Below are 24,678 nucleotides of genomic sequence, written 5' to 3' on the forward strand. Positions count from 1 at the left end.
CTGTGAAGTCCCCCAGCACCCTGCAAATCGCCTTGGGCGTATCGCTCGCCGTCCATGCGGTCCTCCTGACCGTGCGTTTTGTCGATCCGGAACGTTTAAACCGGATTTTTCAGGACACACCGCTGGAAGTGATCCTGGTCAACGCCAAAAGCAATGAGCGGCCGGACCAGGCCAAGGCGATCGCCCAGGCCTCGCTGGCCGGTGGCGGCGAGGCGGAAAAAGGCCGGGCCACCAGCCCACTGCCGCCTTCGGCGCTGACCGAGCTCGGCGACGCCAGCGAAGACGCGCAGCGCAAGGTCGAGACCATGCAGGAGCAGCAGACCATGCTGCTGGCACAGATCAAAAAGCAGCTTGCGGCCATGCCGCCGCCTGACCCGAAGGTGCCGTCCGCCGACCCGGCCCAGGCTGAACGCGAGGAAAAGCGCAAGCAGCTGATCAAGATCCTGGCCGAAATCGAGCGGCGCATCAACGAAGAAAACGCGCGGCCCAAAAAGCGCTACATCAGCCCCGCCACCCGCGAGGAGGTGTACGCCGTGTACTACGACACGCTGCGCCGCAAGATCGAGGAAAAAGGCACGGTGAACTTTCCCGAGCAGGCCGGCAAAAAACTGTATGGCGAACTCACCATGGTGCTCACGGTGAACCACGACGGCCGCGTCCTGTCCACCGAGGTGGCCGAAACCTCGGGCAACCTGACGCTGGACCGGCGCGCGCAAAGCATTGCGCGCAACACCGGCCCGTTTGACCGTTTCAGCGAGGCCATGCGCCGCAAGGCCGACCAGATCGTGGTGGTCTCGCGATTCAAGTTCGCGAGCAACGAGACGCTGGAAACCAAGCTCCTTGAGCGATGAGCGGCCCCATGGATCACTATTGCGTCCTCGGCAACCCGGTGGAACACAGCAAGTCGCCCGCCATCCACGCGCGTTTTGCCGAGCTGACCGGCCAGGCCATGGACTACCGCAAACTGCTGGCACCGCTGGATAACTTCGCCCAGACGCTGCAGCAATGGATAGACAGCGGCGGACGCGGCTGCAACGTGACCGTGCCCTTCAAGTTCGAAGCCTTCCGGCTGGCCACTGTTGCCACCGAACGCGCCCAGCTGGCGCAGGCCGCCAACACGCTGAAGTTCGAGGCCGGCCGCATCGAAGCCGACAACACCGACGGCATCGGCCTGGTCAATGACATCCAGAACAATGCGGGCGTCCGGCTGGCCGGGCGTGACCTGCTGCTGCTGGGCGCCGGTGGGGCCGCGGCCGGCGTGCTGGGGCCGCTGCTGGCAGCCGGTCCGCGCCGCCTGGTGGTCGCCAACCGCACGCATACGCGCGCGGTCGAGCTGGTGGCGCGCCATACCAGCCATGCCTCGCTGCAACAGATGCTACAAAAAACAGAGCTGGTCGCGCAGGAACTGCAAGGGCTGGAGGCCGATTTTGATGTGATCATCAACGCCACGGCAAGCAGCCTCAGCGGTGCAGCCATCACGCTGGACCCACGACTGCTCAAACCCGGCGCGCTGGCCTACGACATGATGTATGGCGCGGCTGCCCAGGGGTTCACCGACTGGGCACGGACCCACGGCGCGGTGCCGCGCGACGGTCTCGGCATGCTGGTGGAGCAGGCCGCTGAATCCTTTCTGTTCTGGCGCGGTGTGCGCCCGCCCTCGGCCCAGGTGCTCAAGGAAATGCAGCAGCAAAAGGCCGCGGCATGAAAGCCGTGCTGCGCTGGGTCCTGCTGGTGCTGCTGGCCGCCGTGGCGCTGCAGCTTTATTTTGTCGGCCGTATCGCGCTGATGGTCGTGGTGGATCCGCAGTCCACCGCCTTCCAGCGCTCGGAAGCGTACCGCCTGGTCACCGAAAAAGGCGAGCTCAAATGGCGCCAGCAGTGGGTGCCTTATGCCGAGCTGCCGGCCAACCTCAAGCGTGCGGTCATCGCGTCCGAGGACGCCACCTTTGTCGAGCATGAAGGGGTGGACCTGGAAGCCCTCGAAAAAGCCTGGGAGAAAAACACCCAGGCCGAGCAGCGCGCCGAAAAGGCCGCCGGCAGGCTGTCCAACCGCGCCGCGCCGGCGGGCGCGGCCAAGGCCGCCAGACCACCCAAGATTGTGGGCGGTTCCACCATCACCCAGCAGCTGGCCAAAAACCTGTTTCTCTCAGGCGAACGCACGCTGATGCGCAAGGGCCAGGAGTTGGTGCTGACGCTGCTGCTCGAAGCCCTGCTGAGCAAGCAGCGCATCCTGGAGATCTACCTCAACAATGTCGAATGGGGCGAAGGCGTGTTCGGCGCCGAAGCCGCGGCCCAGCATTATTTCCGCAAGCCCGCCGCCAGACTCAGCGCCTACGAGGCCGCGCGACTGGCCGTCATGCTGCCGCGCCCCAAGTACTTCGAAACCCGTCCGGGCTCGGGCTACCTGGCCTCGCGCGCGGCCACCATCGCGGCGCGCATGGGTGGGGTGGAGGTGCCGTGAAGATACCCGCCAAAGTCATGAGCCTGTTCCTGCTCGGCCTGATCCGGGCGCTGACCGGCGCGCAGGCTCGCTGGCAGGGCTGCCCGCCCAAGGCGGAACAGCGCATTTATTTCGCCAACCACCAGAGCCATGCCGACCTGGTGCTGATCTGGGCCGCCCTGCCCAGCGAGCTGCGCAGCATCACGCGGCCCATCGCCGCCAAGGACTACTGGACCAAAACGCCGTTCAAGCAGTGGCTCACCACCTCGGTGTTCAATGCGATCTATGTGGACCGCGCCAAAACCAGCGACCAGGACCCGCTGGAACCGCTGATCGACGCGCTCGAAAGCGGCGATTCCATCATCCTGTTTCCCGAAGGCACACGCGGCAACCAGGAAGAGCCGCAGGCCTTCAAGTCAGGCCTGTACAACCTGGCGCAGAAGTTTCCGCAGGTGGTGCTGGTGCCGGCGTGGATCAACAACGTGCAACGCGTCATGCCCAAGGGCGAAGTCGTGCCCGTGCCCATTCTGTGCTCGGTCACCTTCGGCGCGCCCCTGGCGCTGCAGGAAGGCGAGGACCGCGGCGCCTTCCTGGCGCGTGCGCGTGATGCCGTGCTGGCGCTGAGGGAAAGCTGATGAGCAGCTTTCTGCGCAACCTGAGCCCGTCCAACCAAGTCGGCCTGCTGTTTGTCGTGGTGTTCGGCCTGCTCATCGTCGCCAGCATCGCGGCGCTCATCATGTCGCTGCGCGACAGCGGCGAGGACGAGATCCGCACGCAGGACATCAAGGAGTTCAGCAGCCTGCTCAACACCTCGTGGATCATGTGCACCGTGTTCTGGGTCGGCTGGGCCCTCGGCGAGACGGTGGCCACCCTGCTGTTTGCGCTGGTGGCCTTTTTCGCCCTGCGCGAATTCATCACGCTGTCGCCGACCCGCCGTGGCGACCACCGCAGCTTGGTGCTGGCTTTTTTTGTGGTGCTGCCGGTCCAGTTCTGGCTGGTCATGACCGAGCGCTTTGATCTGATCACCGTGTTCATCCCGGTCTATGTGTTCCTGGCAATCCCGGTGGTCAGCGCCCTGGCCAATGACCCGCAGCGCTTTCTGGAGCGCAATGCCAAGCTGCAGTGGGGCATCATGGTCTGTGTGTATGGCATCAGCCATGTGCCAGCCCTGCTGCTGCTGGACTTTCCGGGCTACAGCGGCAAAAACGCCTTCCTGGTGTTTTTTCTGGTGTTTGTCGTGCAGACCGGCATGCTGGTGCAGCACCTGGCCGCGCGCAAGTGGCCGCGCACGCCGACCGCGCCCGCGGTCAGCCAGAGCTTCAACTGGACCAGCTGGCTGATCGGCTTGGGCGCCGGCGGTTTTGTCGGCGGGCTGATGTCGGGCCTGACCCCCTTCAAGCCGGCGCAGGCCGTGGCCATGGCATTGATCGCCTGCGTCGCCGGCTCGCTCGGCCACCTGGTGATGAAGGCCCTCAAGCGCGACCGCGGCATCACCAACTGGGGCAGCGAAGGCCGGTCGGTCACTGGCGCCACCGGCCTGCTGGACCGGGTCGATGCCCTGTGTTTTGCCGCGCCGGTGTTCTTTCATTCGGTTCGATGGTATTTCGGGCTATGAGCTTGCGTTTCGAGATTTTGTATTTACCAGCCAGGGCCGCGGAGCCGGCCTTGCCGGGCCGCAGGCGCAGCGCCCCCTCGGGGGGCAGCGCAGTACACGAAGTGACAAGCGTGGGGGCCTAATGCGTATTCTCGGCATCGACCCCGGCCTGCAGATCACCGGCTTCGGCGTGATCGATGTGGACGGGCCGTCGCTAACGTACGTGGCCAGCGGCACCATCAAGACCACTCACCTGGATCGCGGCAACCTGCCGGCGCGGCTGAAAGTGCTCTTTGACGGCATCTGCGAGATCACGGCCCGCTACACGCCTGACAGTTCCGCCTGCGAGATCGTGTTTGTGAATGTCAACCCACAGGCCACGCTCATGCTGGGCCAGGCGCGCGGCGCCTGCGTCACCGCGCTGGTGAGCTGCAACATCGAGGTGGCGGAATACACGCCGCTGCAGATGAAGAAAGCCGTGGCCGGCTACGGAAAGGCCGGCAAGCCCGAGGTGCAGGAGATGGTCAAGCGCCTCTTGAGACTCCCCGCCCTGCCCGGCAAGGACGCGGCCGACGCCCTGGCCCTGGCTATCACCCACGCGCATGTGGGTGGCTCCGCCGCGATCCTGGCGCGGGCAACCACCTTGGGTCGGACTTCCACCGCCTCGTTCAAGGACGGCCGGCACCACTGAGCTGGCTGAGGGAGGGCAGTTGCCCGCTCAACTCTTCTTAAAGTAACGTGGGAAGAAAGGCAGAAGGGCGGCAACCATGCTCCGGAGTCTGCTTCGTCATGATCCCGGACATTTGACTGAGTCGCGATATGCTCATCGTAGTTACTTCGCGAACTCACGACGAAGCAGACGATGTGCAACGACCGCCGCCCCAAAAACCGCGGTACCGACGACGAGCCACTTAAAGCCAGAAGGAAGCTCATCCCTGTCGTACAACGTGCGGTGAGGATTGCTCTTCAGAAATCGCAACCGAATGCTTTCACCCCTGGCCAATGCTTGTACATGGTCTCCGGAAAGGAATTTCCCATTCACGGCGATAGGTCCGCCAGGAGTCTCATAAACAACGTCAGCCTGTGCTGATTGTCCTGGCGCGAACTTTGCTGCCCTTGTTAAGGCCAAGTCCGAACTCTTCATTACAGCGCGTTCGGACATCCAGGAAAATTGCATTTTCTCGAACAGTTCGAGGCCCCCAATAAATAAGCCACTTAGACCCATAACGTACAGCCAGGCAACGAAAGCTACCTTACCCATAGTGCCCCCTCCAGGTCAGCTGCCGAACATCTGGCCGGGTCAGCTTTAGAGTAGCTTGCATGTCGCTTCACTGCCAATCTCCGTTTTTTCATTGCTTCCTCTTCAACGGGTGAGAACCGAGTCCGCGCAGGCGGGGCATCGTCGGGCAGCCAATTCTATTGCAGACCTTTTGACGCGCGAGCGAGTAATCTTCGCTGCGCGACGTACCTCAGGCAGTTCATCGACGACGGACAGAGCAACCCACCATGGCTTCGTTCTCAACCGAAACTACCGCAACCGTGTGAGGCAAATTGAACCCATGCAGTGACATTTTCGGAGGTCTTGTTTTCAAGACAGGCCGCGCGCGAGGCAGGATTATTCCGATGGTATTTGACGCCGCACTCAGCGATGGATCGACGTACGGCCCCGCCGATTTCGCCTGCGTCCCAAGCGGGCGCGCTTTGAATTTTTATACGAATAGAAACTAACGTCACCCTGGGGGACAGGCCTAGCCCCAGAGCAGTTCGTCGGCGATCAGTATGGCGAAAAAGACGAATGCGGCGACCAGCGTGCCGCCGAGTATCCTGAGGCCGGTGCGTTTGTAGCGGACGTTCGATGTCAGCGCGAACAGCGCAAACGAAATGCCCGCAGCCACCAGCAGCAAAACAATGACGATGCGGAAAACAGCCATGCAGCTCCCGTTCTACCAAGCCCGCGCCAGGGTCGCAAAACCCTCAGGCGCTTTTTTTTCATCGTCGAAGGTGACGACTTCCCAGGCATCTTCGTGCGCCAGCAGCTCGCGCAGCAGCTTGTTGTTCAGCGCATGGCCGGAACGGAAGGCCGTGTAGGCGGCCAGCAGCGGCTTGCCGAGCAGGTACAGGTCGCCCATCGCATCGAGGATCTTGTGTTTGACGAACTCGTCGTTGTAACGCAGGCCGTCGGTGTTGAGCACCTTGTAGTCATCCATCACGATGGCATTGTCCAGGCCACCGCCAAGCGCGAGCCCGTTGGCGCGCATCATCTCGACGTCCTTGGTGAAACCGAAGGTGCGGGCGCGCGCGATGTCGCGGCTGTAGGAACCGCTGCCCATGTCGAACTCCACACGCTGGCCGGTGGAATCCACCGCCGGGTGGTCGAAGTCAATTTCAAACCCCAGCTTGTAGCCGTTGTAGGGCGACAGGCGCGCCCATTTCTCGCTGGCGCCCTGCCCTTCCCGCACCTCGACCGGCTTGAGCACGCGGATGAAACGCTTGGGTGCCGCCTGCAGTTCAATGCCGGCCGACTGCAGCAGGAACACGAACGAGGAGGCCGAGCCGTCGAGAATCGGCACCTCTTCGGCGGTGATATCCACATACAGGTTGTCGATGCCCAGGCCGGCGCAGGCCGACATCAGGTGTTCAACCGTGTGCACCTTGGCACTGCCGCTGGAAATGGTGGAAGCCAGGCGTGTGTCGGTCACCGCCTGCGCGGAAATGGGAATGTCCACCGGTTGCGGCAAATCCACGCGCCGAAACACAATGCCCGTGTCCGGCGCCGCCGGCCGCAAGGTCAGCTCGACCCGCTGACCGCTGTGCAGGCCGACGCCAACGGCCTTGGTCAGCGATTTGAGGGTGCGTTGGGCAAGCATGGACTTATTTTAATTGGGGAGGGTGAACCGTTGGTAAAGCACGGTTATACGGGTAATCGTCCGGGCCGTCCCTGTACAAGCCTTCTGTAGCCCAAGCTGCTGCGGTGTGCCTGCAAGCCGGGACTCGCCCCGGCGGGCGACTTACTTTTCTTTGCTTCGCCAAAGAAACCTAAGGAAAAGAAAGGCGACCCGATGGTCTGGGTCCCTTCGCTTCGCTACGGGCAGCCTGCGGTGCTCGACAAAAGCGGGGTCTCGCTCGAACTCGCCTTCGGCTCAAACAATCGCGAGCCCTGATCCGCTTTTGCCTGCGCTCCTCGGCCCAGCCCGACGGGTGGGGGATGAAAGCGGGAGCGGATTCGGGTGCGGGAAGACTTGACGCGCAGCGCGTCAAGTCGGAGAACGTGGCCGTCATGTTTGCACGTGCTTGCAGCACACGCAACCAAATGAAGTCCCCCTCAATCGCCCAGCGGGGCGAGGGAGGGGCTAGGGGTGGGAGTGGGGAGTCACCCCTACTGCCCAGTGCAAACCACAGCCGCGGCGTGACGCTTCAAAAAACCGGGATCAATCCGCCTGCTTGCGCAGGAAAGCCGGAATCTCGAAGTCGTCCATGCCGCCCGACGCCAGCGCATCGACCTTGGCAGCCGCCTGCGTGCGGTTGGTACGCCAGACGCTGGGCACCGCCATGTTGCCGTAGTCGGTCTGGGCCGAACCCATGCTGCTGCCGCCCGGATGGGCACCACTGACGGTTGCGCCGCCGATCGCCATGTTGAGCACCGGCATGTTGTCCGTGCCGGTACGAAGCACCTGCAGCGGAGGCGCCTGGCGGCGTACGCCCTGGCGGCTCAGGCCGGTGGCTACCACGGTAACGCGGATGTCTTCGCCGAGGTCGTCGTCGTAGGCGGTGCCGTAAATCACATGCGCATCAGGCGAGGCGTAGGCGCGAATGGTGTTCATCGCGAGCTTGGACTCGTTGAGCTTGAGCGAGCCCTTGGCCGCGCTGATCAGCACCAGCACGCCCTTGGCGCCCGACAGGTCAATGCCTTCGAGCAGCGGGCAGGCGACGGCCTGCTCGGCCGCGATGCGTGCGCGGTCCGGGCCGTTGGCGCGGGCCGTGCCCATCATGGCCTTGCCGGGTTCACCCATCACGGTGCGCACGTCCTCGAAGTCGACGTTGACGTGGCCGGGGACGTTGATGATCTCGGCAATACCGCCGACGGCGTTCTTCAGCACGTCGTTGGCATGCGCAAAGGCTTCATCCTGCGTCACGTCGTCGCCCAGCACTTCGAGCAGCTTCTCGTTGAGCACCACGATCAGCGAATCGACGTTGGCTTCGAGTTCGGCCAGGCCGAGGTCGGCATTGGTCATGCGGCGCCCGCCTTCGAACTCGAAAGGTTTGGTCACCACACCGACGGTGAGGATGCCCATTTCTTTCGCGATGCGTGCAATCACCGGCGCTGCGCCAGTGCCGGTGCCGCCGCCCATGCCGGCGGTGATGAACAGCATGTGCGCGCCGGCGATGGCAGCGCGGATGTCGTCCACCGCCATCTCGGCCGCGTCACGGCCCTTCTCGGGCTTGCTGCCTGCGCCCAGGCCGCTGCCGCCGAGCTGGATCTGCTTGTGCGCGCTGCCGCGGCCGAGTGCCTGTGCGTCGGTGTTGGCGCAGATGAACTCCACGCCCTGGACGTTGCGCTCGATCATGTGTTCGACCGCATTGCCGCCGCCGCCACCCACACCGATCACCTTGATCTGCGTGCCCTGGTTGAACTCTTCGATTTCAATCATTTCGATGCTCATGTGAGCCTCCTATCCATATGTTGCAGTTGCCAAAAATTTTTATTAGTTTCTTTTCAATCGGGAAACCATCACGCAGGGGGATCAGCGCCCCCCGAATGGCTGCACCGCGGACTCCGCCAGATAAAAACCGGAAATTTTTTCATCAGAAGTTCCCCACCAGCCAGTCTTTGACCCGGCCAAAAGCGTTGTGAACACTGCCTGCCTTCTGCGCGACGCGGTGCCCGCGCATGCGCGCCAGCCTCGCTTCCTCGAGCAACCCCATGACGGTGGCCGCACGCGGCTGGGCCACCATGTCTGACAGTGCGCTGGAATAACGCGGAATGCCGCGCCGCACCGGCTTGAGAAAAATGTCTTCACCGAGTTCGACCATGCCCGGCATCACCGCGCTGCCGCCGGTGATCACGATGCCGGACGACAGCACCTCCTCGTAACCCGACTCGCGGATGACCTGCTGCACCAGCGAGAAAATTTCCTCGATGCGCGGCTCGATCACGCCGGCCAGCGCCTGCTTGGACAGCATGCGCGGCCCGCGGTCGCCCAGGCCCGGCACTTCGACCTGGGTGTCCGGGTCGGCCAGCAGCTGTTTGGCAAAACCACTCTCGACCTTGATGTCTTCGGCATCCTTGGTCGGGGTGCGCAGCGCCATCGCGATGTCGCTGGTGATCAGGTCGCCGGCGATCGGGATCACGGCCGTATGGCGGATCGCGCCGCCGGTGAAAATCGCCACGTCGGTGGTGCCGGCGCCGATGTCGACCAGCGCCACACCGAGTTCCTGCTCGTCGCGGCTGAGCACCGACAGGCTGGAGGCCAGCGGGTTGAGCATCAGCTGGTCCACTTCCAGGCCGCAGCGGCGCACGCACTTGATGATGTTCTCGGCCGCGCTTTGCGCGCCGGTCACGATGTGCACCTTGGCCTCGAGCCGGATGCCGCTCATGCCGATCGGTTCGCGCACGTCCTGCCCGTCGATGACAAACTCCTGCGGCTCGACCAGCAGCAGGCGCTGGTCGGTGGAGATGTTGATGGCCTTGGCGGTCTCGATGACGCGGGCCACATCGGCCTGCGTGACTTCCTTGTCCTTGACCGCCACCATGCCGCTGGAGTTGATGCCGCGGATGTGGCTGCCGGTGATGCCGGTGTAGACCCGCGCGATCTTGCAGTCGGCCATCAGTTCGGCCTCTTTCAGCGCCTGCTGGATGCTCTGCACCGTGGCGTCGATGTTGACCACCACGCCGCGCTTGAGCCCGTTGCTGTAGGCGATGCCCAGGCCGGCCAGCTTGAGCTCGCCGCCGGGCAGGACCTCGGCCACCACCGCCATGACCTTGCTGGTCCCGATGTCCAGCCCCACCACGAGATCTTTGTATTCTTTCGCCATATCTTTACCTTTTTGCTTTCCTGTCCTCTTTGCCGCCCAACACCGTGGTGGTGACGCCTCGGAGCTTGAGTGCATACCCGTTGCTGTAACGCAGGTCGGCCGATTCGAGGTTGCGGCCGAACTTGCTGGACACCTGTGTCAGCGTGGCGATGAAGCGCTCGGCACGGCTGTGAATCTCGTCGAGGGAGCCCAGTCCCAGCTCGATGAGCACACCGTCCTCGAGCCTGGCGCGCCAGCTGCCGCGGGCCGTCAACTCCAGCAGTTCCAGCCGCGTGTCCAGTTTTTCGAATACCGGGGCCAGCTTGCGGTAACCCGCCAGAACCAGTTCGGCTTGACCCTGCGGCCCGTTGAGCAGCGGCAGGTCGTCGGCCTCGACGTCGCCCTGGTTGGCCTCGAACACCTCGCCGTAGCTGTTGACCAGGCGGGCGTCGCCCTCCTGCCCCCAGAAGGCGATGGCCTGGTGCTCCTGCAGCACGACCCGCAGCCGGTTCGGAAACTCGCGCTGCACCACCGCCTTGCGCACCCAGGGCACGCTCTCGAACGCCGCCTGCGTCCGCAGCAGGTCGACGGTGAAAAAATTGCCGGTCAGCTTGGGCACCACATTGGCGCGCAGCGTGACCGCGTTGTTGTGGCCGAGGTCGCCGCCGACCCGGATGGCCGTAAGGCGAAACAGGTTCTGCTGCAGCAGCCACGACACCCCGAAGGTCACCAGCATGCCCGCAAACGCAAGCCCCAGCACCAGCGATGTGGTGTTCATGAGCTTGACGTCCAGCGGGACAGGCAGGGTTTGGCTCACGCAGCGCCTCCCGGAATGCGCGGGTTGTCCAGGCTGGCCGTGCGCAGCACCTCCAGACAGAGGTCCTCGTAACTGATGCCCGCGGCGCGTGCCGACATCGGCACCAGCGAATGGCTGGTCATGCCGGGCGAGGTGTTGATTTCCAGCAGGTAGGGCTTGCGGGTCTTGCCGTCGATCATCACGTCGAGGCGGCCCCAGCCGCGGCAACCGAGCAGGCGGTAGGCCTTGAGCACCAGCGCCTGGATCGCCGCTTCCTCGCCGGCCGGCAGACCGCAAGGCACCAGGTACTGGGTGGTGTCGGTGAAGTACTTGTTCTGGTAGTCGTAGTTGCCCTCGGGCGCGACGATGCGGATCACCGGCAGGGCCCGCGCATCCTCCCCCGTGCCCAGCACCGGGCAGGTCACTTCATCACCGCTGATGAACTGCTCGCACAACACATCGGCATCCATTTGCGCCGCCTGTTCGACCGCATCGACCATGCCGGAATAACCCGCCACCTTGACCACGCCGATGGAAGAACCCTCGCGCGCCGGTTTGACGATCAGCGGCAGCCCCAGGTCGTCGGGGACCGCAATCACCTGCCCACGCTCATAGGCGCCGCGACGCAGCAGCGTGTATTTCGGTGTTGACAGACCCTCGGCCAGCCAGATGCGCTTGGTCATGACCTTGTCGATGGCGATGCTTGACGCCATGACGCCGGAGCCGGTGTAGGGAATGCCCATCAGCTCGAGCGCGCCCTGCACCGTGCCGTCCTCGCCGAAACGGCCATGCAGCGCAATGAAGCAGCGCGCGAAGTTCTCGCGTTTGAGCTCGCCGAGGTCGCGCTCTGCCGGGTCGAAGACGTGGGCATCGACGCCGCGCGAACGCAGCGCCTCCAGCACCCCGCAGCCCGACATCAGCGAGACCTCGCGCTCTGCGGAGTGGCCGCCCAGCAGCACCGCCACCTTGCCAAATGAGGAGTCTTTCAGGCTCACAGCCCTTTCCCTTCCTGCGCAGAACGCTCTGTTTTTTGTAGCAATTCGACCACCTTGCCGGGCACCGCACCAATCGTGCCGGCGCCCATGCACAGCACCACGTCGCCGTCCCGGGCGTTGTCGGCAATCGCCTGCGGCATGGCCTCGATGTCATCCACGAACACCGGCTCGACCTTGCCAGCCACCCGCAACGCGCGCGCCAGCGACCGGCCGTCGGCTGCCACGATCGGCGCCTCGCCGGCGGCGTAGACCTCGGACAGCAGCACACTGTCGGCCTGGCCGATGACTTTCACAAAATCCTCGAAACAGTCACGGGTGCGGGTGAAACGGTGCGGCTGGAAGGCCAGCACCAGGCGCCGCCCGGGGTAGGCACCACGCGCCGCCGCCAGCGTCGCCGCCATCTCGACCGGGTGGTGGCCGTAGTCGTCAATCACGGTGAAACTGCCGCCGGCGGGCGCCGGCACATCGCCGTAATGCTGGAAGCGCCGGCCCACACCCTTGAATTCGGCCAGCGCCTTCTGCACCGCCGCGTCGGGGATGTTGAGCTCCACCGCGACCGCGATGGCCGACAGCGCATTGAGCACGTTGTGCTCGCCGGGCAGGTTCAGCACCACGGGCAGGTCGGGCAGGATGACGCCGTTGCGCCGCTGCACCGTGAAGTGCATCTGCCCACCGACCGCCTTCACGTCCACAGCCCGCACCTGCGCGTCTTCATTGAAGCCGTAGCTGGTGATGGGGCAGGACACCTGGGGCACGATTTCGCGCACGGCCGCATCGTCGGTGCACAAAATCGCCGTGCCGTAAAACGGCATGCGGTGCAGGAAATCGACGAACGCCTTCTTCAGGTTGCCAAAGTCGTGGCCGTAAGTCTCCATGTGGTCGGCGTCGATGTTGGTCACCACCGCCATCACCGGCAACAGATTGAGGAAGGACGCATCCGACTCGTCGGCCTCGACCACGATGTAGTCGCCCGAACCCAGCCGGGCATTGGCGCCGGCGCTGTTCAGGCGTCCACCGATCACAAAGGTCGGATCCAGCCCGCCTTCGGCCAGGATGCTGGCGACCAGGCTGGTGGTGGTGGTCTTGCCGTGCGTGCCTGCGATCGCAATGCCCTGCTTGAGGCGCATCAGCTCGGCCAGCATCAGCGCGCGTGGCACCACGGGAATGCGTTTTTCGCGCGCCGCCAGCACCTCGGGGTTGTCGGGTTTGACCGCCGTCGAGGTGACGACCGCATCGACACTGGCCAGGTTTTCCGCGGCATGCCCGACAAAGGTCTGGATGCCCAGCCCGGCCAGACGGCGCAAGGTAGCGCTGTCGGACAGGTCGGAGCCGGAGATCACGTATCCCAGGTTGTGCAGGACCTCGGCAATGCCGGACATGCCGGAGCCGCCCAGGCCGATGAAGTGAATGTGTTTGATCGCGTGTTTCATGTCGCCAGCTCCTCGCAGGCGGCCACCACGTTGGCGGTGGCATCTGTTTTTTGCATCTTTTTGGCCTCAAGCGCCCGCTGCAAAAGCGCAGGTCGCTCTGTTTTTTGTAGCATGTCTGCCAGAAATTCAGGAGTCAGGTCACGCTGCGGAACCAGCCAGCCGCCGCCGTTGTTCACCAGAAAGGCGGCGTTGGTGGTCTGGTGATCGTCCACCGCGGCCGGGAACGGCACGAACAGCGCCGCGGCGCCAACAGCCGCAATTTCAGTGACGGTGCTGGCGCCGGCGCGGCAGACCACCAGGTCAGCCTCGGCGAAAGCGCGGGCCGTGTCGTTGATGAAGGGCGTGAGTTCGGCCTGCACACCGGCGGCGCGGTAGTTCTCGCGCAGCGCCTCGATCTGCCGGGCACCGCTCTGGTGGATGACGTGGGGACGCTGCGCCTCGGGAATCAGGGCCAGCGCCTGCGGCACGATGCGGTTCAGCGCCTGCGCGCCCAGGCTGCCACCGACCACCAGCAATTTCAGGGGCCCGCTGCGGCCGGCAAACCGCACCGCCGGGTCGGGCTGTTGCGTGAAGGCCGGGCGCAAGGGGTTGCCCACCCAGGCCGCGTTTTTCAGCACATTCGGAAAAGCCGTGAACACCCGGTCGGCCACCCCCGCCAGCACCTTGTTGACCAGCCCGGCGACCGAGTTCTGCTCGTGCAGCACCAGCGGCTTGCCCAGCAGCACACTCATCATGCCGGCCGGAAAGGCAATGTAGCCGCCCAGCCCCACCACCACATCGGGCTTGACACGGCGCACCACTGTGATGCTTTGCCAGAAGGCCTTGAGCAGGCGCAGCGGCAGCAGGGCCAGCGTCGCCACCCCCTTGCCGCGCACGCCCGAAAATTCAATGCTCTCGAAGGGAAAACCGCGCGGCGGTACGAGCTGGCTCTCCATGCTCGGATGGTCGGCCGTGCCCCGGCCGCCCAGCCAGTGCACGCGCCAGCCGCGCTCACGCAGCGCCTCGGCCACGGCCAGACCCGGGAAGATGTGGCCGCCGGTGCCGCCGGCCATGATGAGAGCGCACTTGGCGATATCGCTCATGCTTGTTGCCTCCGGCACTGCAGCACAGTGCGCACCGTCAGGCGTCGGCAACGCATCCCATTCGCGTTACTGTCGATCCCCATCAACATGGGGCCCCTCGCCAGGTAGCTCATGGTCGCCCTCCGCGCATGAGTAACCTGTTTTCGTAATCGATGCGCAGCACCACCGCCAGCGAAATCAGGTTCATCAGAATCGCCGAGCCGCCATAACTCATCAGCGGCAGGGTCAGGCCCTTGGTCGGCAAGGCGCCGAGGTTCACGCCCATGTTGATGAAGGCCTGGAAGCCGATCCAGATGCCCACGCCCTGGGCCACCAGGCCGGCAAACAGGCGATCCAGCGCAATCGACTGGCGACCGATGTGCATGATGCGGCGCGTCATCCACATGAAGGCGCCGATCACACACAGCACGCCCAGCAGGCCGAACTCCTCGCCGATCACTGCCAGCAGGAAGTCGGTGTGGGCTTCGGGCAGCCAGTGCAGTTTTTCGATGCTGCCGCCCAGGCCCACGCCGAAAATTTCGCCGCGCCCGAACGCAATCAGCGAATGCGACAGCTGGTAGCCCTTGCCCAGCGCGTACTTTTCGCTCCAGGGATCGAGGTAGGCAAAAATCCGCTCCCGGCGCCAGTCGCTGAGCATCACCATCAGCGCAAAGGCGATCACCACCACGGTGGCAATGACAAAAAACATGCGGGCGTTGACACCGCCCAGGAAAAGAATGCCCATGGCGATCACCGAGATGACCATGAAGGCGCCCATGTCGGGCTCGGCCAGCAGCAGCAGGCCCACAATGCCAATGGCCACGGCCATCGGCAGGACGGCGCGGAAGAAGCGCTCCTTGACTTCCATCTTGCGCACCATGTAGTCGGCGGCGTACAGCAGCACCGCAAACTTCGCGAGTTCCGAAGGCTGGAAGTTCATGAAGCCCAGCGAGATCCAGCGGCGCGCGCCGTTGACGCCCTTGCCGATGAACGGAATCAGCACCAGCATCAGCAGCACCAGCGAGGCCACAAACAGCCAGGGCGCGACTTTCTCCCAGGTCGAGACCGGCACCTGGAAGGTCAGCAGGGCAATGGCAAAAGCCACCCCCAGCGACAGCGCATGGCGCAGCAGGAAGTGGGTGTGTGCATAACGCGCGAACTTCGGGTTGTCCGGCATGGCGATGGACGCGGAGTACACCATGACCAGGCCCCAGACCAGCAGAGCCACCGTGACCCAGATCAGGGCCTGGTCCACCCCGGACAGGCGCACCGGTGCCGACTCGGAACGCGAGCGGCGCTGGCCGCCCAGCCGCACCGGCAGTCCCTCGGGCGCAGCGCCGCCCAGGCTGGAGAACCAGCCGGAAAGACGGGTAGTCACCGTCATGACACCACCCCCGCGTCCTGTGCGAGCGCCTGGACCGCGTCGCAAAACACCTGGGCACGGTGCCCATAGTTGTCGAACATGTCAAAACTCGCGCAGGCCGGCGACATCAGCACGGCGTCCCCGGCTTGCGCATGCCGGGCCGCCAGTTCCACGGCGGCCTGCATGGAGCCGGCATCGAACAGGGGCACGCCCGTGCCTTCCAGCGCCGCACGGATCAGGGGCGCATCGCGCCCGATCAGCACCACCGCCCTGGCATGCTGGCGCACCGGCCCGGCCAGCGGAGAAAAGTCCTGTCCCTTGCCTTCGCCTCCTGCGATCAGCACCAGCTTGCGTTCGGCGCCCAGGCCGGTCAAGGCCGCCACCGTGGCACCCACGTTGGTGCCCTTGCTGTCGTCAAAATACTCGACGTCGTGGACCACCGCCACCGGTGTTACGCGGTGCGGCTCGCCCGTGTATTCGCGCAGGGCGTGCAGCATGGACGCCAGGTTGCCGCCCACCGCGCCGGCCAGCGCCAGCGCGGCCAGCGCGTTGGTGGCGTTGTGGCGGCCACGGATGCGCAGGGCCTCGACCGGCATCAGGCGCTGGATGTACAGCACCACTTCTTCGTCCTTGCGGCGCTTGACGGTTTCGTCGGCCTCGGCAGCACGCACCAACCAGGCCATGCCATTGACGGTTTCGATGCCGAAGTCGCCCGGCCGTTGCGGCATGCCCAGCCCGAAGGTCACGTATTCACGCCACTTCGGCTTTTGCAGCTTGAGGCGCACCGGCTCGGGCAGCATGGCCATCACCACCGGATCATCGCGGTTAAGCACCATCAGGCCCTTACTGCCGAAGATGCGCGCCTTGGCTGCGCCGTAGGCCTCCATGCTGCCGTGCCAGTCCAGATGGTCCTGCGTCAGGTTCAACACCGTGGCGACGGTGGGCTCGAATCCCTGCACGCCGTCGAGCTGGAAGCTCGACAGTTCCAGCACCCAGACCTCGGGCAGGCTGTCCGCATCGAGGTGGTGTGCCAGCATGTCCAGCAGGTTGGGGCCAATGTTTCCCGCCACTGCCACCGTTTTGCCGCCATGAGCGACCAGCTGACCGGTGAGCGCCGTCGTGGTCGTCTTGCCGTTCGTTCCGGTGATCGCCAGCACCTTGGGGGTGTAAGCACGTTCGGCCCGCAGCTCAAGCAGGGCCCGGGCGAACAGGTCCAGTTCGCCGCCCGTCCACAGGCCGATGGCCTGCGCCGCCTGCCAGACCGGCGCGACCTCCGCGGGCGACAGGCCCGGGCTCTTGAAGACGGCACGGATGTCCGTGCCTGCCACCAAGTCGGGCCCGAAAGCGCCGGCGCGGAATTCGACCTGCGACAAGTCCGCCTGCAAGCGGGCCAGCTGGGGCGGCGTCTCGCGGGTATCGGCCACGGTGACACGCGCACCCTGACGCACGCACCAGCGGACCATGGCCAGGCCCGAAGCCCCCAGGCCGAGAATGAGGACATGCTGGCCGCGCAGCGCCGACACCGGCGTTTCGCTGGCGGGTGCGTCGGCGGCCGGGGCCTCGTCGTCAGCACCCGCCTGTACCGTTTCATCGGTCGGCAACGCCGCCACGGGAACGGCCGGCAGGGCCGGTTCGGGACTGCTCACCTCGGCAAACAATTGCGCAACAAAGGCCGCGGCATCACGCGCCGCCGTCAGCGTTTCGGGCAGCGGCCGCGGGCCGGCTTTGCCGGTCACCCCGGTGTCGGCCAGCTCCACCTCTGAAGCCGGGACCGTCGGGTCCGATTCTGCCGAGGCCTCCTCTGCTGGCGCCAACGGCGTCGCGGGTTCCGCCTCCACCTCAAGTGCCGGCACAGGCCCAGGCTCCGGCGCGTGCGCCTGCGTCACCGCCACGGGCGGGACTTCGGGCACGTCAGGCGCTTCTGGCGCCTCGCCGGGAGGGGGGAATGCGTCGTCGGTGTTCATCGCAGTTTCAGCGTCGACAGGCCAATCAGGCACAGCAGCATGGTGATGATCCAGAAACGCACGACCACCTGCGTTTCCTTCCAGCCACTTTTCTCGAAATGGTGGTGCAGGGGCGCCATGCGGAACAGCCGTCGGCCCTCACCAAAACGCTTGCGGGTGTATTTGAAATAGATCACCTGCAGCATCACCGAGAGGGCTTCAACCACGAAGATGCCGCCCATGATGGCCAGAACGATTTCCTGGCGCACGATGACGGCAATCGTTCCGAGTGCGGCGCCCAGCGCCAGCGCGCCCACGTCGCCCATGAAGACCTGCGCGGGGTGGGTGTTGAACCACAGGAAGGCCAGACCGGCACCGGCCATGGCCGAGCAGAAAATCAGCAACTCCCCCGCGCCCGGGATGTGCGGAAAAAACAGGTATTTGGAATACACGGCGCTGCCCGTCACATAGGCAAACACACCGAGCGCCGAGCCGACCATCACGACCGGCATGATCGCCAGCCCGTCCAGGCCGTCGGTCAGGTTCACCGCATTGCTGGCGCCGACAATCACGAGGTAGGTCAGCAGCACAAAACCGAACACGCCGAGCGGGTAGCTGATTTCCTTGAAGAAAGGCAGCTGCAAGCCGGCCTTGGGCGGCAGGTTCACGTCAAAGCCGGACTGCACCCAGCTCATGAACAGCTCCAGCACCCGCAGGTTGGAGCTTTCCGAGATGCTGAACACCAGGTACAGGGCGGCCAGCAGGCCGATCACCGATTGCCAGAAGTATTTTTCCCGCGAGCGCATGCCCTCGGGATCCTTGTGCACCACCTTGCGCCAGTCGTCGACCCAGCCAATGGCACCAAAACCGAGCGTGACGATCAGCACGATCCAGACAAAACGGTTGCTCAGGTCAAACCACAGCAGCGTGGAAATGCCGATGGCCAGCAGGATCAGCACGCCGCCCATGGTCGGTGTGCCGCTCTTGCTCAGGTGGGTCTGCATGGCGTATTCGCGGATGGGCTGACCGATCTTGAGGCTGATCAGGCGGCGAATCACAAAAGGGCCGGCGATCAGTCCGATCAGCAAGGCGGTCATGGCAGCCATCACCGCGCGAAACGTCAGGTACTGGAACACGCGGAAATAGCCGAATTCCGGTGACACGGTTTGCAGCCACTGGGCCAGGCTAAGCAGCATGGGTCTTCTCCTCTTTTTGTTGTTGTGTGTCGGCCGTGATGGCCTGGACCACGCGCTCCATCTTCATGAAGCGGGAGCCCTTGACCAGCACGCTGGCCAGACCCGGCAAGGCAGCCCGCACGGCGGCCTGCAGGGCATCGATATCGTCGCCAAAATGCCGGCCGTTGCCGAAGGCCGCGGCAGCGTCGGCGGACTGCGTGCCCAGCGTGAACACCTGCTCGATGCCGCGCACGCGCGCATGGGCACCGACCTCGACATGGAAGGCAGGCCCCTGATCGCCGACCTCGCCCATGTCACCGAGCACCAGCAGGCGCGGCCCCGGCAGTTCGGCCAGCACGTCGATGGCGGCTCGCACGGAATCCGGGTTGGCGTTGTAGCTGTCGTCGATCAGCGTGAGGGCGTGGCCCGCGACCTGGAGTTGAAGGGCACGCGAGCGGCCCTTGACCGGGACAAAGGCCGACAGACCCGCAGAAATGGCCGCCAGCGGTGCACCGGCCGCCAGGGCGCAGGCGGTGGCGGCCAGGGCATTTTTGACATTGTGCCGGCCGGCCACCTGCAGGGAAAAATCGACAGCACCCTGCGGCGTGCCGGCCAACACCTGCCAGGCGCCGCCCAGCCATTGCGCGGTACCGGTGACGTCGGCCTCGCCCGACTCGGCAAAGGTCAGCACCGCGCGGGCTCCGGCGAGTTCCCGCCACAACGGTGTGTACATCTCGTCGGCAGGAAACACCGCGACGCCCGAGGCCGGCAACGCCGCGATGACCGCGCCGTTTTCGCGGGCGACGGCTTCCACCGTGGCCATGAACTCCAGGTGTTCGCGCTGCGCATTGTTGACCAGCACCACGGTGGGCCGCGTCATGGCTGCAAGGCTGGCAATTTCACCGGGGTGGTTCATGCCCAGTTCGACCACGCCGGCCTGGTGGGTGGCGCGCAGGCGTAGCAGCGTCAAGGGCACGCCGATGTCATTGTTGAAATTTCCTTCGGTCGCAAAAGCACCGTCCTGCTTCCAGGCGCGCAGGATGGAAGCGATCATCTGCGTGACCGTGGTTTTGCCATTGCTGCCAGTCACGGCGATCAGCGGCAGGGTGAACTGCGAGCGCCAGCCCGCGGCAAGCTCGCCCAGCGCCTGCTTCGAATCGCCCACCAGCAGGCCGGGGAGTTCGGCACTCAGACCATGTTCGGCCAGAGCCGCCACCGCGCCCGCGTTTTTCGCCTGCACCAGGAAATCATGGGCATCAAAGCGTTCACCCCTGAGCGCCACAAACAGATCACCGGGCTGCAGGCTGCGCGTGTCCGTGTGCACGCGCTGGAACCGCAGCGTGCCGTCGCCCACCAGCCGGGCTGAGGGCAACCACTGCAGGGTCTGTTGCAGGGTCATCATGCGAGGCCTCCCGGCGCGGCATGGCGGCTCGCGCCCTGGTCCAGCGCGGCTTCGGCCTGCGCCTTGTCGGAAAACGGCAGCTTGATTCCCGCGGTTTCCTGGAAACTTTCGTGGCCCTTGCCGGCAATCAGCACCACGTCGCCAGCCTGCGCCTGGCCCACCGCATGGGCGATCGCCAGGGCGCGATCTGCCTGGACGTGCACCGCATCGCGGCGGGAAAATCCCTGCAGGATCTGGCTGATGATGGCGTCGGGATTTTCGCTGCGCGGGTTGTCACTGGTCACCACCACCCGGTCCGCGCCTTTTTCAGCCACTGACGCCATCAGCGGGCGCTTGCTGGCATCACGCTCCCCGCCACAGCCAAAAACGCACCAGAGTTGTCCGGAACGTCCGGTGGCCAGCGGCCGCAGCGCGCCCAGCACCTTCTCGAGGGCATCGGGGGTGTGGGCATAGTCCACCACCACCAGTGGCCGGCCCGGCACCGCAATCGAGTCCATGCGTCCGGGCACCGGCGACAGGTGGGCGCAGGCTTCGACCACGTCCGTCAAAGGCAGGCCCAGCGCGCGCAAGGCCGCCATCACACCCAGCAGGTTGGACACGTTGTACTGCCCGACCAGCGCGGTCGAAATCCGATACCGTTCATCACCCTCCACCACGTCAAAACCCAGCAAATCCAGGCCATGGTGGATGGCCTGGGCCTGCAGGCGCGCGGGCGCCAGGCAGGACACGGTCCAGACGTCGAGACCCGACTCGCGCAGGGTCGCCGCCAGCGCCGCCCCGTGCGGGTCATCGACGTTGATGACCGCCGCCTTCAGGCCGGACCAGCCAAACAAGCGGACCTTGGCGTCCCAGTAGGCCTGCATGGTCTGGTGGTAGTCGAGGTGGTCCTGCGTGAAGTTGGTGAAAATCGCCACGCGAATGTCGGTGGCATCCAGCCGGTGCTCGGCAATGCCAATCGACGAGGCCTCCAGCGCGCACGCTGAAAAGCCGTCGTCCACCCAGCGCCTGAGCTGCTGCTGCAGCAGCACGGGATCAGGCGTTGTCAGACCGTTGAACACCATGGCCTCAGGCTGTCCGATGCCCAGCGTGCCGACCACGCCGCAGCGCCGGCCCAGCTTGCCCAGGGCCTGGGCCAGCCACCAGGCGGTCGAGGTCTTGCCGTTGGTGCCGGTCACGGCCAGCACGTCCAGCTTTTTGCTCGGATACTCAAAATAGGCCGCGGCAATCGGCGCCGTCGCCGTTTTCAGACCGCTGTAGGCCGCGACACGGCTGTCGCTGAAGGCATAGGCCTCCGCGCCGGCCTGCTCCACCAGGCAGGCCTGCGCACCCGCGGCCAGAACGTCCGCCACGTACTTGCGCGCATCGGTGGCGGCACCCGGCCAGGCGATAAAACCATCACCGGCGCCGACCTTGCGGCTGTCGGTCCAGAGACTGCCGCTCACGCGCTGGTGTAACCAGTGCGCGGCCTGCTCGGGGGTGTGCAGCCGCTCCATCAGAACGACTCCTCCACCGCGTTGGTGACGATCTGCGGTTTGACGGCCATGTCGGGCTGAACGCCCATCATGCGCAAGGTCTGCTGCACCACCTCGCTGAAGACAGGTGCGGCCGCCAGCCCGCCGTAGTATTTGCCGTCGCTGGGTTCATCAATCATCACGGCAACAATGATGCGGGGAGCTTCGATCGGTGCCATGCCGGTGAACCACGCGCGGTATTTGTTGCTCGCATATCCCTTGCCGACCTGCTTGTGCGCCGTGCCTGACTTGCCGCCGACCGAATAGCCGACCGTCTGCGCCAGCTGGCCGGTGCCGCCGGGCGCCGCTGCCATCTGCAGCATTTTCCTGACCGCACGCGCGTTTTCTGGTGAAAACACCTGCACACCCGTCGCAGGCTCGCTGCTTTTGAGCATGGTCACCGGGATGATCCGGCCGTCATGCGCGAAGGACGTGTAGGAATGCGCCATCTGGAACAGCGAGGCCGACAGGCCATAGCCATAGGACATCGTGGCCTGCTCGACGGGCCGCCATGATTTCCATGGACGCAGCCGCCCCGTGACTGCGCCGGGAAATTCGATTTGCGGCTTCTGCCCGTAACCAAGCGCGACATAGGTGTCCCACATTTCATGCGGGCTCATCTTCTGGGCGATTTTGAGTGCGCCTACATTGCTTGACTTTTGGATCACACCTTCCACGGTGAGCGTGCCGTAATTGTGGGTGTCGCTGATGGTGAATCCGCCGATGCTGATCCGCCCCGGGCCGGTCTCGATCAGGGTGCCCGGCCTGATCCTGCCCGCCTCGAGCGCCATGGCCACGGTGATGGGCTTCATCGTCGAGCCGGGCTCGAAAGTATCCGTCACTGCACGGTTGCGCAACTGCTCGCCGGTGAGATTCTGGCGTTTGTCAGGCACATAACTTGGATAGTTGGCCAGCGCCAGCACTTCACCCGTGATCGTGTCGAGCACCACCACACTGCCGGCCTTGGCCTTGCGTTCGATCACGGCATCGCGCAGCTTCTGGTAGGCAAAAAACTGCACCTTGCTGTCCACGCTGAGCTGGATGTCCTTGCCCTCCACAGGCGGCACTTGCTCACCGATACTTTCGACCACGCGCCCGAGACGGTCCTTGATCACGCGCCGGGAACCCGGCTTGCCCGCCAGATCCTTGTTGAAAGTGAGCTCGATGCCTTCCTGTCCGCGGTCCTCCACATTCGTGAAGCCGACCACATGCGCAATGGTCTCACCCTCCGGATACTTGCGCTTGTATTCCTTGCGCTGGTAAATGCCCTTGATCCCCAGGCCGTGAATCTTCTGGGCAACCGGCTCGTCGACCTGGCGCTTGACCCATACAAAGGTCTTGTCCTCGTTGGCCAGTTTCTTGTTGAGGTCACTCACCGGCATTTCCAGGAGCTTGGCCAGCTCGGCAAGCTGGGCTTTGCTCGCTTCGACATCCTCGGGAATCGCCCAGATACTCGACGCCGGGACGCTGGACGCCAGAATGAGTCCATTGCGGTCCAGGATACGCCCCCGATTGGCAGGCAACTCCAGCGTCCGGGCAAAACGGACTTCGCCCTGGCGCTGAAAGAACTCGTTGCCAACCACCTGCACATACGCCGCCCGGCCAGCCAGCCCGGCAAACGCCAGGGCAATGCCCGCGACGATCAGCTTGCTGCGCCAGACCGGGGTCTTGCTGGCCAGCAGCGGACTGGAGGTGTAACGCACGCTTCTACTCATGGGCGCTACCTGCCGCAGGCGGATGTTTGTAGGTGACGTATTGCGTGATGGCGGGTGTCGCTGAACGCATCTGCAGTCTGTCCCTGGACAGCTGCTCCACCCGCAACGGCGTGGCCTGCGCGCGTTTTTCAACCTGCAGGCGCTCCTTGTCGGACTCGAGCTGGCGGCTGAGTGCCACGGTTTTTTCCAGTTCGACAAACAGCCGGCGCGATTCGTACTGCGTGCGCACCAGGTACAGCGCGCTGACCAGCACGGCCACCAGCAGGACCAGGTTCAGTCGCGTCATGCCGAAGTCCCCGGGTAACGCTGTGACGCCACCTGAACAGGCACCTCGGTCCGTTCGGCCACGCGCATGACGGCGCTGCGTGAGCGCGGATTGGCCGCCACTTCCTCGGCGCCAGGCTTGACACGCTCGAGCGCCTTGAGCCGCATGGCCTTGGGTTCGGCAAACGGCGCGCGGCGGTCGAACACCTCGCGCGAATGTTCGGCGATGAATTGCTTGACGATGCGGTCTTCCAGCGAATGGAAACTGATCACCACCAAACGTCCTCCCGGTTGCAGTACTTTCAGCGAAGCCTCTAGCGCCTGTTGCAGCTCTTCAAGCTCGGCGTTGATGAAAATCCGAAAAGCCTGAAATGTGCGCGTTGCAGGGTCCTTGCCCGGCTCGCGGGTTTTGACCGCGCCAGCCACGACCTCGGCCAGTTCAGCGGTGGTTGCAATAACGCCCCGCTCCTGTCGGCGACGATCAATCGCCTTTGCGATCTGCCCAGCAAACCGTTCTTCGCCATATTCACGAATCACCTCCGCAATGGTGTCTGTCTCTGCATCGGCCAGCCACTCGGCCACGCTCTGGCCCCGCGTGCTGTCCATGCGCATGTCCAGCGGCCCGTCGCCGCGGAAGGAAAAACCGCGCGCCGGGTTGTCGATCTGCGGCGAGCTGATGCCCAGGTCCAGCAGGATGCCCGCCGCACTGCCCGCCGGCATCTCGCCCAGATGGCTGAACGCCTGATGGCGGATGGCAAAACGCGGGTCGGCGATGGTCTGCGCTTCGGCAATGGCTTCCGGGTCCTTGTCGAAGGCGGTCAGCCGACCCCGGTCGGACAGCCGCGAAAGAATGAGGCGCGAGTGGCCACCGCGCCCGAAGGTCGCGTCGATGTAATGCCCGTCCGGATTGATCTGAAGCGCTGTGACTGCTTCGTTCAACAAGACGGTGCGGTGTGTCCATGTGTCTTGCACCGTCGT

At 64.7% G+C, this 24,678-nt stretch carries 23 protein-coding genes; 6 read left to right on the forward strand and 17 right to left on the reverse strand.

The window, feature by feature from the left end:
• Positions 1-2 precede the first annotated feature (2 nt).
• From AAG813_RS04830 to ruvC, 6 genes are all read left to right on the forward strand, one after another.
• Positions 3-851: a TonB C-terminal domain-containing protein gene (locus AAG813_RS04830; RefSeq protein WP_341912380.1), complete on the forward strand. Its 849-nt coding sequence runs from the start codon at positions 3-5 to the stop codon at positions 849-851.
• Entirely contained in the window at positions 848-1,705 is an 858-nt protein-coding gene (aroE, locus tag AAG813_RS04835) for a shikimate dehydrogenase (protein ID WP_341912382.1), read from the forward strand. The genes AAG813_RS04830 and aroE overlap by 4 nt, the downstream gene beginning before the upstream one ends.
• Positions 1,702-2,460: a transglycosylase domain-containing protein gene (locus tag AAG813_RS04840; RefSeq protein WP_341912385.1), complete on the forward strand. Its 759-nt coding sequence runs from the start codon at positions 1,702-1,704 to the stop codon at positions 2,458-2,460. The genes aroE and AAG813_RS04840 overlap by 4 nt, the downstream gene beginning before the upstream one ends.
• Before the next feature lie 2 nt (positions 2,461-2,462).
• Positions 2,463-3,074, forward strand: a complete 612-nt coding sequence (locus AAG813_RS04845) for a lysophospholipid acyltransferase family protein (RefSeq protein ID WP_341912536.1) — start codon at positions 2,463-2,465, stop codon at positions 3,072-3,074.
• Positions 3,074-4,054 (forward strand): phosphatidate cytidylyltransferase, encoded by a 981-nt coding sequence (locus AAG813_RS04850; RefSeq protein ID WP_341912387.1) that lies wholly within the window; start codon positions 3,074-3,076, stop codon positions 4,052-4,054. The genes AAG813_RS04845 and AAG813_RS04850 overlap by 1 nt, the downstream gene beginning before the upstream one ends.
• Before the next feature lie 121 nt (positions 4,055-4,175).
• Positions 4,176-4,724, forward strand: coding sequence for a crossover junction endodeoxyribonuclease RuvC (gene ruvC, locus AAG813_RS04855; RefSeq protein WP_341912390.1), 549 nt, complete (start codon positions 4,176-4,178; stop codon positions 4,722-4,724).
• 141 nt (positions 4,725-4,865) lie between these two features.
• On the opposite strand, the gene AAG813_RS04860 is transcribed toward ruvC, so the two are convergent.
• The 17 genes from AAG813_RS04860 to rsmH all read right to left on the reverse strand — a co-directional run bounded on the left by AAG813_RS04860 (position 4,866) and on the right by rsmH (position 24,672).
• Positions 4,866-5,294: a hypothetical protein gene (locus AAG813_RS04860; RefSeq protein ID WP_341912392.1), complete on the reverse strand. Its 429-nt coding sequence runs from the start codon at positions 5,292-5,294 to the stop codon at positions 4,866-4,868.
• Between the two features lie 487 nt (positions 5,295-5,781).
• A complete protein-coding gene (locus tag AAG813_RS04865) occupies positions 5,782-5,964 on the reverse strand; it encodes a hypothetical protein (RefSeq protein ID WP_341912394.1) in 183 nt (60 codons plus the stop codon).
• 12 nt (positions 5,965-5,976) lie between these two features.
• A complete protein-coding gene (lpxC, locus tag AAG813_RS04870) occupies positions 5,977-6,900 on the reverse strand; it encodes a UDP-3-O-acyl-N-acetylglucosamine deacetylase (RefSeq protein WP_341912396.1) in 924 nt (307 codons plus the stop codon).
• A 561-nt stretch (positions 6,901-7,461) separates the two neighbouring features.
• Positions 7,462-8,694, reverse strand: coding sequence for a cell division protein FtsZ (ftsZ, locus tag AAG813_RS04875; protein ID WP_341912398.1), 1,233 nt, complete (start codon positions 8,692-8,694; stop codon positions 7,462-7,464).
• A 142-nt stretch (positions 8,695-8,836) separates the two neighbouring features.
• Entirely contained in the window at positions 8,837-10,066 is a 1,230-nt protein-coding gene (ftsA, locus tag AAG813_RS04880; RefSeq protein WP_096664404.1) for a cell division protein FtsA, read from the reverse strand.
• A gap of 4 nt (positions 10,067-10,070) precedes the next feature.
• On the reverse strand, positions 10,071-10,862 hold the full coding sequence (locus AAG813_RS04885; protein ID WP_341912403.1) for a cell division protein FtsQ/DivIB: 792 nt from the start codon (positions 10,860-10,862) through the stop codon (positions 10,071-10,073).
• Positions 10,859-11,836, reverse strand: coding sequence for a D-alanine--D-alanine ligase (locus tag AAG813_RS04890; RefSeq protein ID WP_341912405.1), 978 nt, complete (start codon positions 11,834-11,836; stop codon positions 10,859-10,861). The genes AAG813_RS04885 and AAG813_RS04890 overlap by 4 nt, the downstream gene beginning before the upstream one ends.
• Positions 11,833-13,266, reverse strand: a complete 1,434-nt coding sequence (gene murC / locus AAG813_RS04895) for a UDP-N-acetylmuramate--L-alanine ligase (RefSeq protein ID WP_341912407.1) — start codon at positions 13,264-13,266, stop codon at positions 11,833-11,835. Before murC ends, AAG813_RS04890 begins: the two co-directional genes overlap by 4 nt.
• Positions 13,263-14,348: an undecaprenyldiphospho-muramoylpentapeptide beta-N-acetylglucosaminyltransferase gene (gene murG, locus AAG813_RS04900; RefSeq protein WP_341912409.1), complete on the reverse strand. Its 1,086-nt coding sequence runs from the start codon at positions 14,346-14,348 to the stop codon at positions 13,263-13,265. Before murG ends, murC begins: the two co-directional genes overlap by 4 nt.
• Positions 14,349-14,457: 109 nt before the next feature.
• A complete protein-coding gene (ftsW, locus tag AAG813_RS04905; RefSeq protein ID WP_341912411.1) occupies positions 14,458-15,711 on the reverse strand; it encodes a putative lipid II flippase FtsW in 1,254 nt (417 codons plus the stop codon).
• On the reverse strand, positions 15,708-17,654 hold the full coding sequence (gene murD / locus AAG813_RS04910) for a UDP-N-acetylmuramoyl-L-alanine--D-glutamate ligase (RefSeq protein ID WP_341912412.1): 1,947 nt from the start codon (positions 17,652-17,654) through the stop codon (positions 15,708-15,710). The genes ftsW and murD overlap by 4 nt, the downstream gene beginning before the upstream one ends.
• On the reverse strand, positions 17,651-18,829 hold the full coding sequence (gene mraY, locus AAG813_RS04915; protein WP_341912413.1) for a phospho-N-acetylmuramoyl-pentapeptide-transferase: 1,179 nt from the start codon (positions 18,827-18,829) through the stop codon (positions 17,651-17,653). Before mraY ends, murD begins: the two co-directional genes overlap by 4 nt.
• Positions 18,819-20,210: a UDP-N-acetylmuramoyl-tripeptide--D-alanyl-D-alanine ligase gene (gene murF / locus AAG813_RS04920; RefSeq protein ID WP_341912415.1), complete on the reverse strand. Its 1,392-nt coding sequence runs from the start codon at positions 20,208-20,210 to the stop codon at positions 18,819-18,821. The genes mraY and murF overlap by 11 nt, the downstream gene beginning before the upstream one ends.
• The gene (locus AAG813_RS04925) at positions 20,207-21,703 is read right to left on the reverse strand and encodes a UDP-N-acetylmuramoyl-L-alanyl-D-glutamate--2,6-diaminopimelate ligase (RefSeq protein WP_341912417.1); all 1,497 of its coding nucleotides are present in this window, start codon (positions 21,701-21,703) and stop codon (positions 20,207-20,209) included. The genes murF and AAG813_RS04925 overlap by 4 nt, the downstream gene beginning before the upstream one ends.
• Positions 21,703-23,436, reverse strand: coding sequence for a penicillin-binding protein 2 (locus AAG813_RS04930; protein WP_341912419.1), 1,734 nt, complete (start codon positions 23,434-23,436; stop codon positions 21,703-21,705). Before AAG813_RS04930 ends, AAG813_RS04925 begins: the two co-directional genes overlap by 1 nt.
• A complete protein-coding gene (gene ftsL, locus AAG813_RS04935; protein ID WP_341912421.1) occupies positions 23,429-23,722 on the reverse strand; it encodes a cell division protein FtsL in 294 nt (97 codons plus the stop codon). The genes AAG813_RS04930 and ftsL overlap by 8 nt, the downstream gene beginning before the upstream one ends.
• Positions 23,719-24,672 carry a 16S rRNA (cytosine(1402)-N(4))-methyltransferase RsmH gene (gene rsmH / locus AAG813_RS04940; protein ID WP_341912423.1) on the reverse strand — a complete coding sequence of 318 codons (954 nt, stop codon included), beginning with the start codon at positions 24,670-24,672 and terminating at the stop codon, positions 23,719-23,721. The genes ftsL and rsmH overlap by 4 nt, the downstream gene beginning before the upstream one ends.
• Positions 24,673-24,678: the final 6 nt, after the last annotated feature.

The organism is Polaromonas sp. YR568 (assembly GCF_943371715.1).
In the GTDB taxonomy this organism is placed as follows: Bacteria; Pseudomonadota; Gammaproteobacteria; order Burkholderiales; family Burkholderiaceae_C; genus Polaromonas.

Coding starts and splice junctions, on each gene's coding strand:
- aroE (WP_341912382.1), top strand. CDS start 848: ATGAGCGGCCCCATGGATCACTATTGCGTCCTCGGCAACCCGGTGGAA.
- AAG813_RS04840 (WP_341912385.1), top strand. CDS start 1,702: ATGAAAGCCGTGCTGCGCTGGGTCCTGCTGGTGCTGCTGGCCGCCGTG.
- AAG813_RS04850 (WP_341912387.1), top strand. CDS start 3,074: ATGAGCAGCTTTCTGCGCAACCTGAGCCCGTCCAACCAAGTCGGCCTG.
- ruvC (WP_341912390.1), top strand. CDS start 4,176: ATGCGTATTCTCGGCATCGACCCCGGCCTGCAGATCACCGGCTTCGGC.
- AAG813_RS04860 (WP_341912392.1), bottom strand. CDS start 5,294: ATGGGTAAGGTAGCTTTCGTTGCCTGGCTGTACGTTATGGGTCTAAGT.
- AAG813_RS04865 (WP_341912394.1), bottom strand. CDS start 5,964: ATGGCTGTTTTCCGCATCGTCATTGTTTTGCTGCTGGTGGCTGCGGGC.
- lpxC (WP_341912396.1), bottom strand. CDS start 6,900: ATGCTTGCCCAACGCACCCTCAAATCGCTGACCAAGGCCGTTGGCGTC.
- ftsZ (WP_341912398.1), bottom strand. CDS start 8,694: ATGAGCATCGAAATGATTGAAATCGAAGAGTTCAACCAGGGCACGCAG.
- ftsA (WP_096664404.1), bottom strand. CDS start 10,066: ATGGCGAAAGAATACAAAGATCTCGTGGTGGGGCTGGACATCGGGACC.
- murC (WP_341912407.1), bottom strand. CDS start 13,266: ATGAAACACGCGATCAAACACATTCACTTCATCGGCCTGGGCGGCTCC.
- murG (WP_341912409.1), bottom strand. CDS start 14,348: ATGAGCGATATCGCCAAGTGCGCTCTCATCATGGCCGGCGGCACCGGC.
- ftsW (WP_341912411.1), bottom strand. CDS start 15,711: ATGACGGTGACTACCCGTCTTTCCGGCTGGTTCTCCAGCCTGGGCGGC.
- murD (WP_341912412.1), bottom strand. CDS start 17,654: ATGAACACCGACGACGCATTCCCCCCTCCCGGCGAGGCGCCAGAAGCG.
- mraY (WP_341912413.1), bottom strand. CDS start 18,829: ATGCTGCTTAGCCTGGCCCAGTGGCTGCAAACCGTGTCACCGGAATTC.
- murF (WP_341912415.1), bottom strand. CDS start 20,210: ATGATGACCCTGCAACAGACCCTGCAGTGGTTGCCCTCAGCCCGGCTG.
- AAG813_RS04925 (WP_341912417.1), bottom strand. CDS start 21,703: ATGGAGCGGCTGCACACCCCCGAGCAGGCCGCGCACTGGTTACACCAG.
- AAG813_RS04930 (WP_341912419.1), bottom strand. CDS start 23,436: ATGAGTAGAAGCGTGCGTTACACCTCCAGTCCGCTGCTGGCCAGCAAG.
- ftsL (WP_341912421.1), bottom strand. CDS start 23,722: ATGACGCGACTGAACCTGGTCCTGCTGGTGGCCGTGCTGGTCAGCGCG.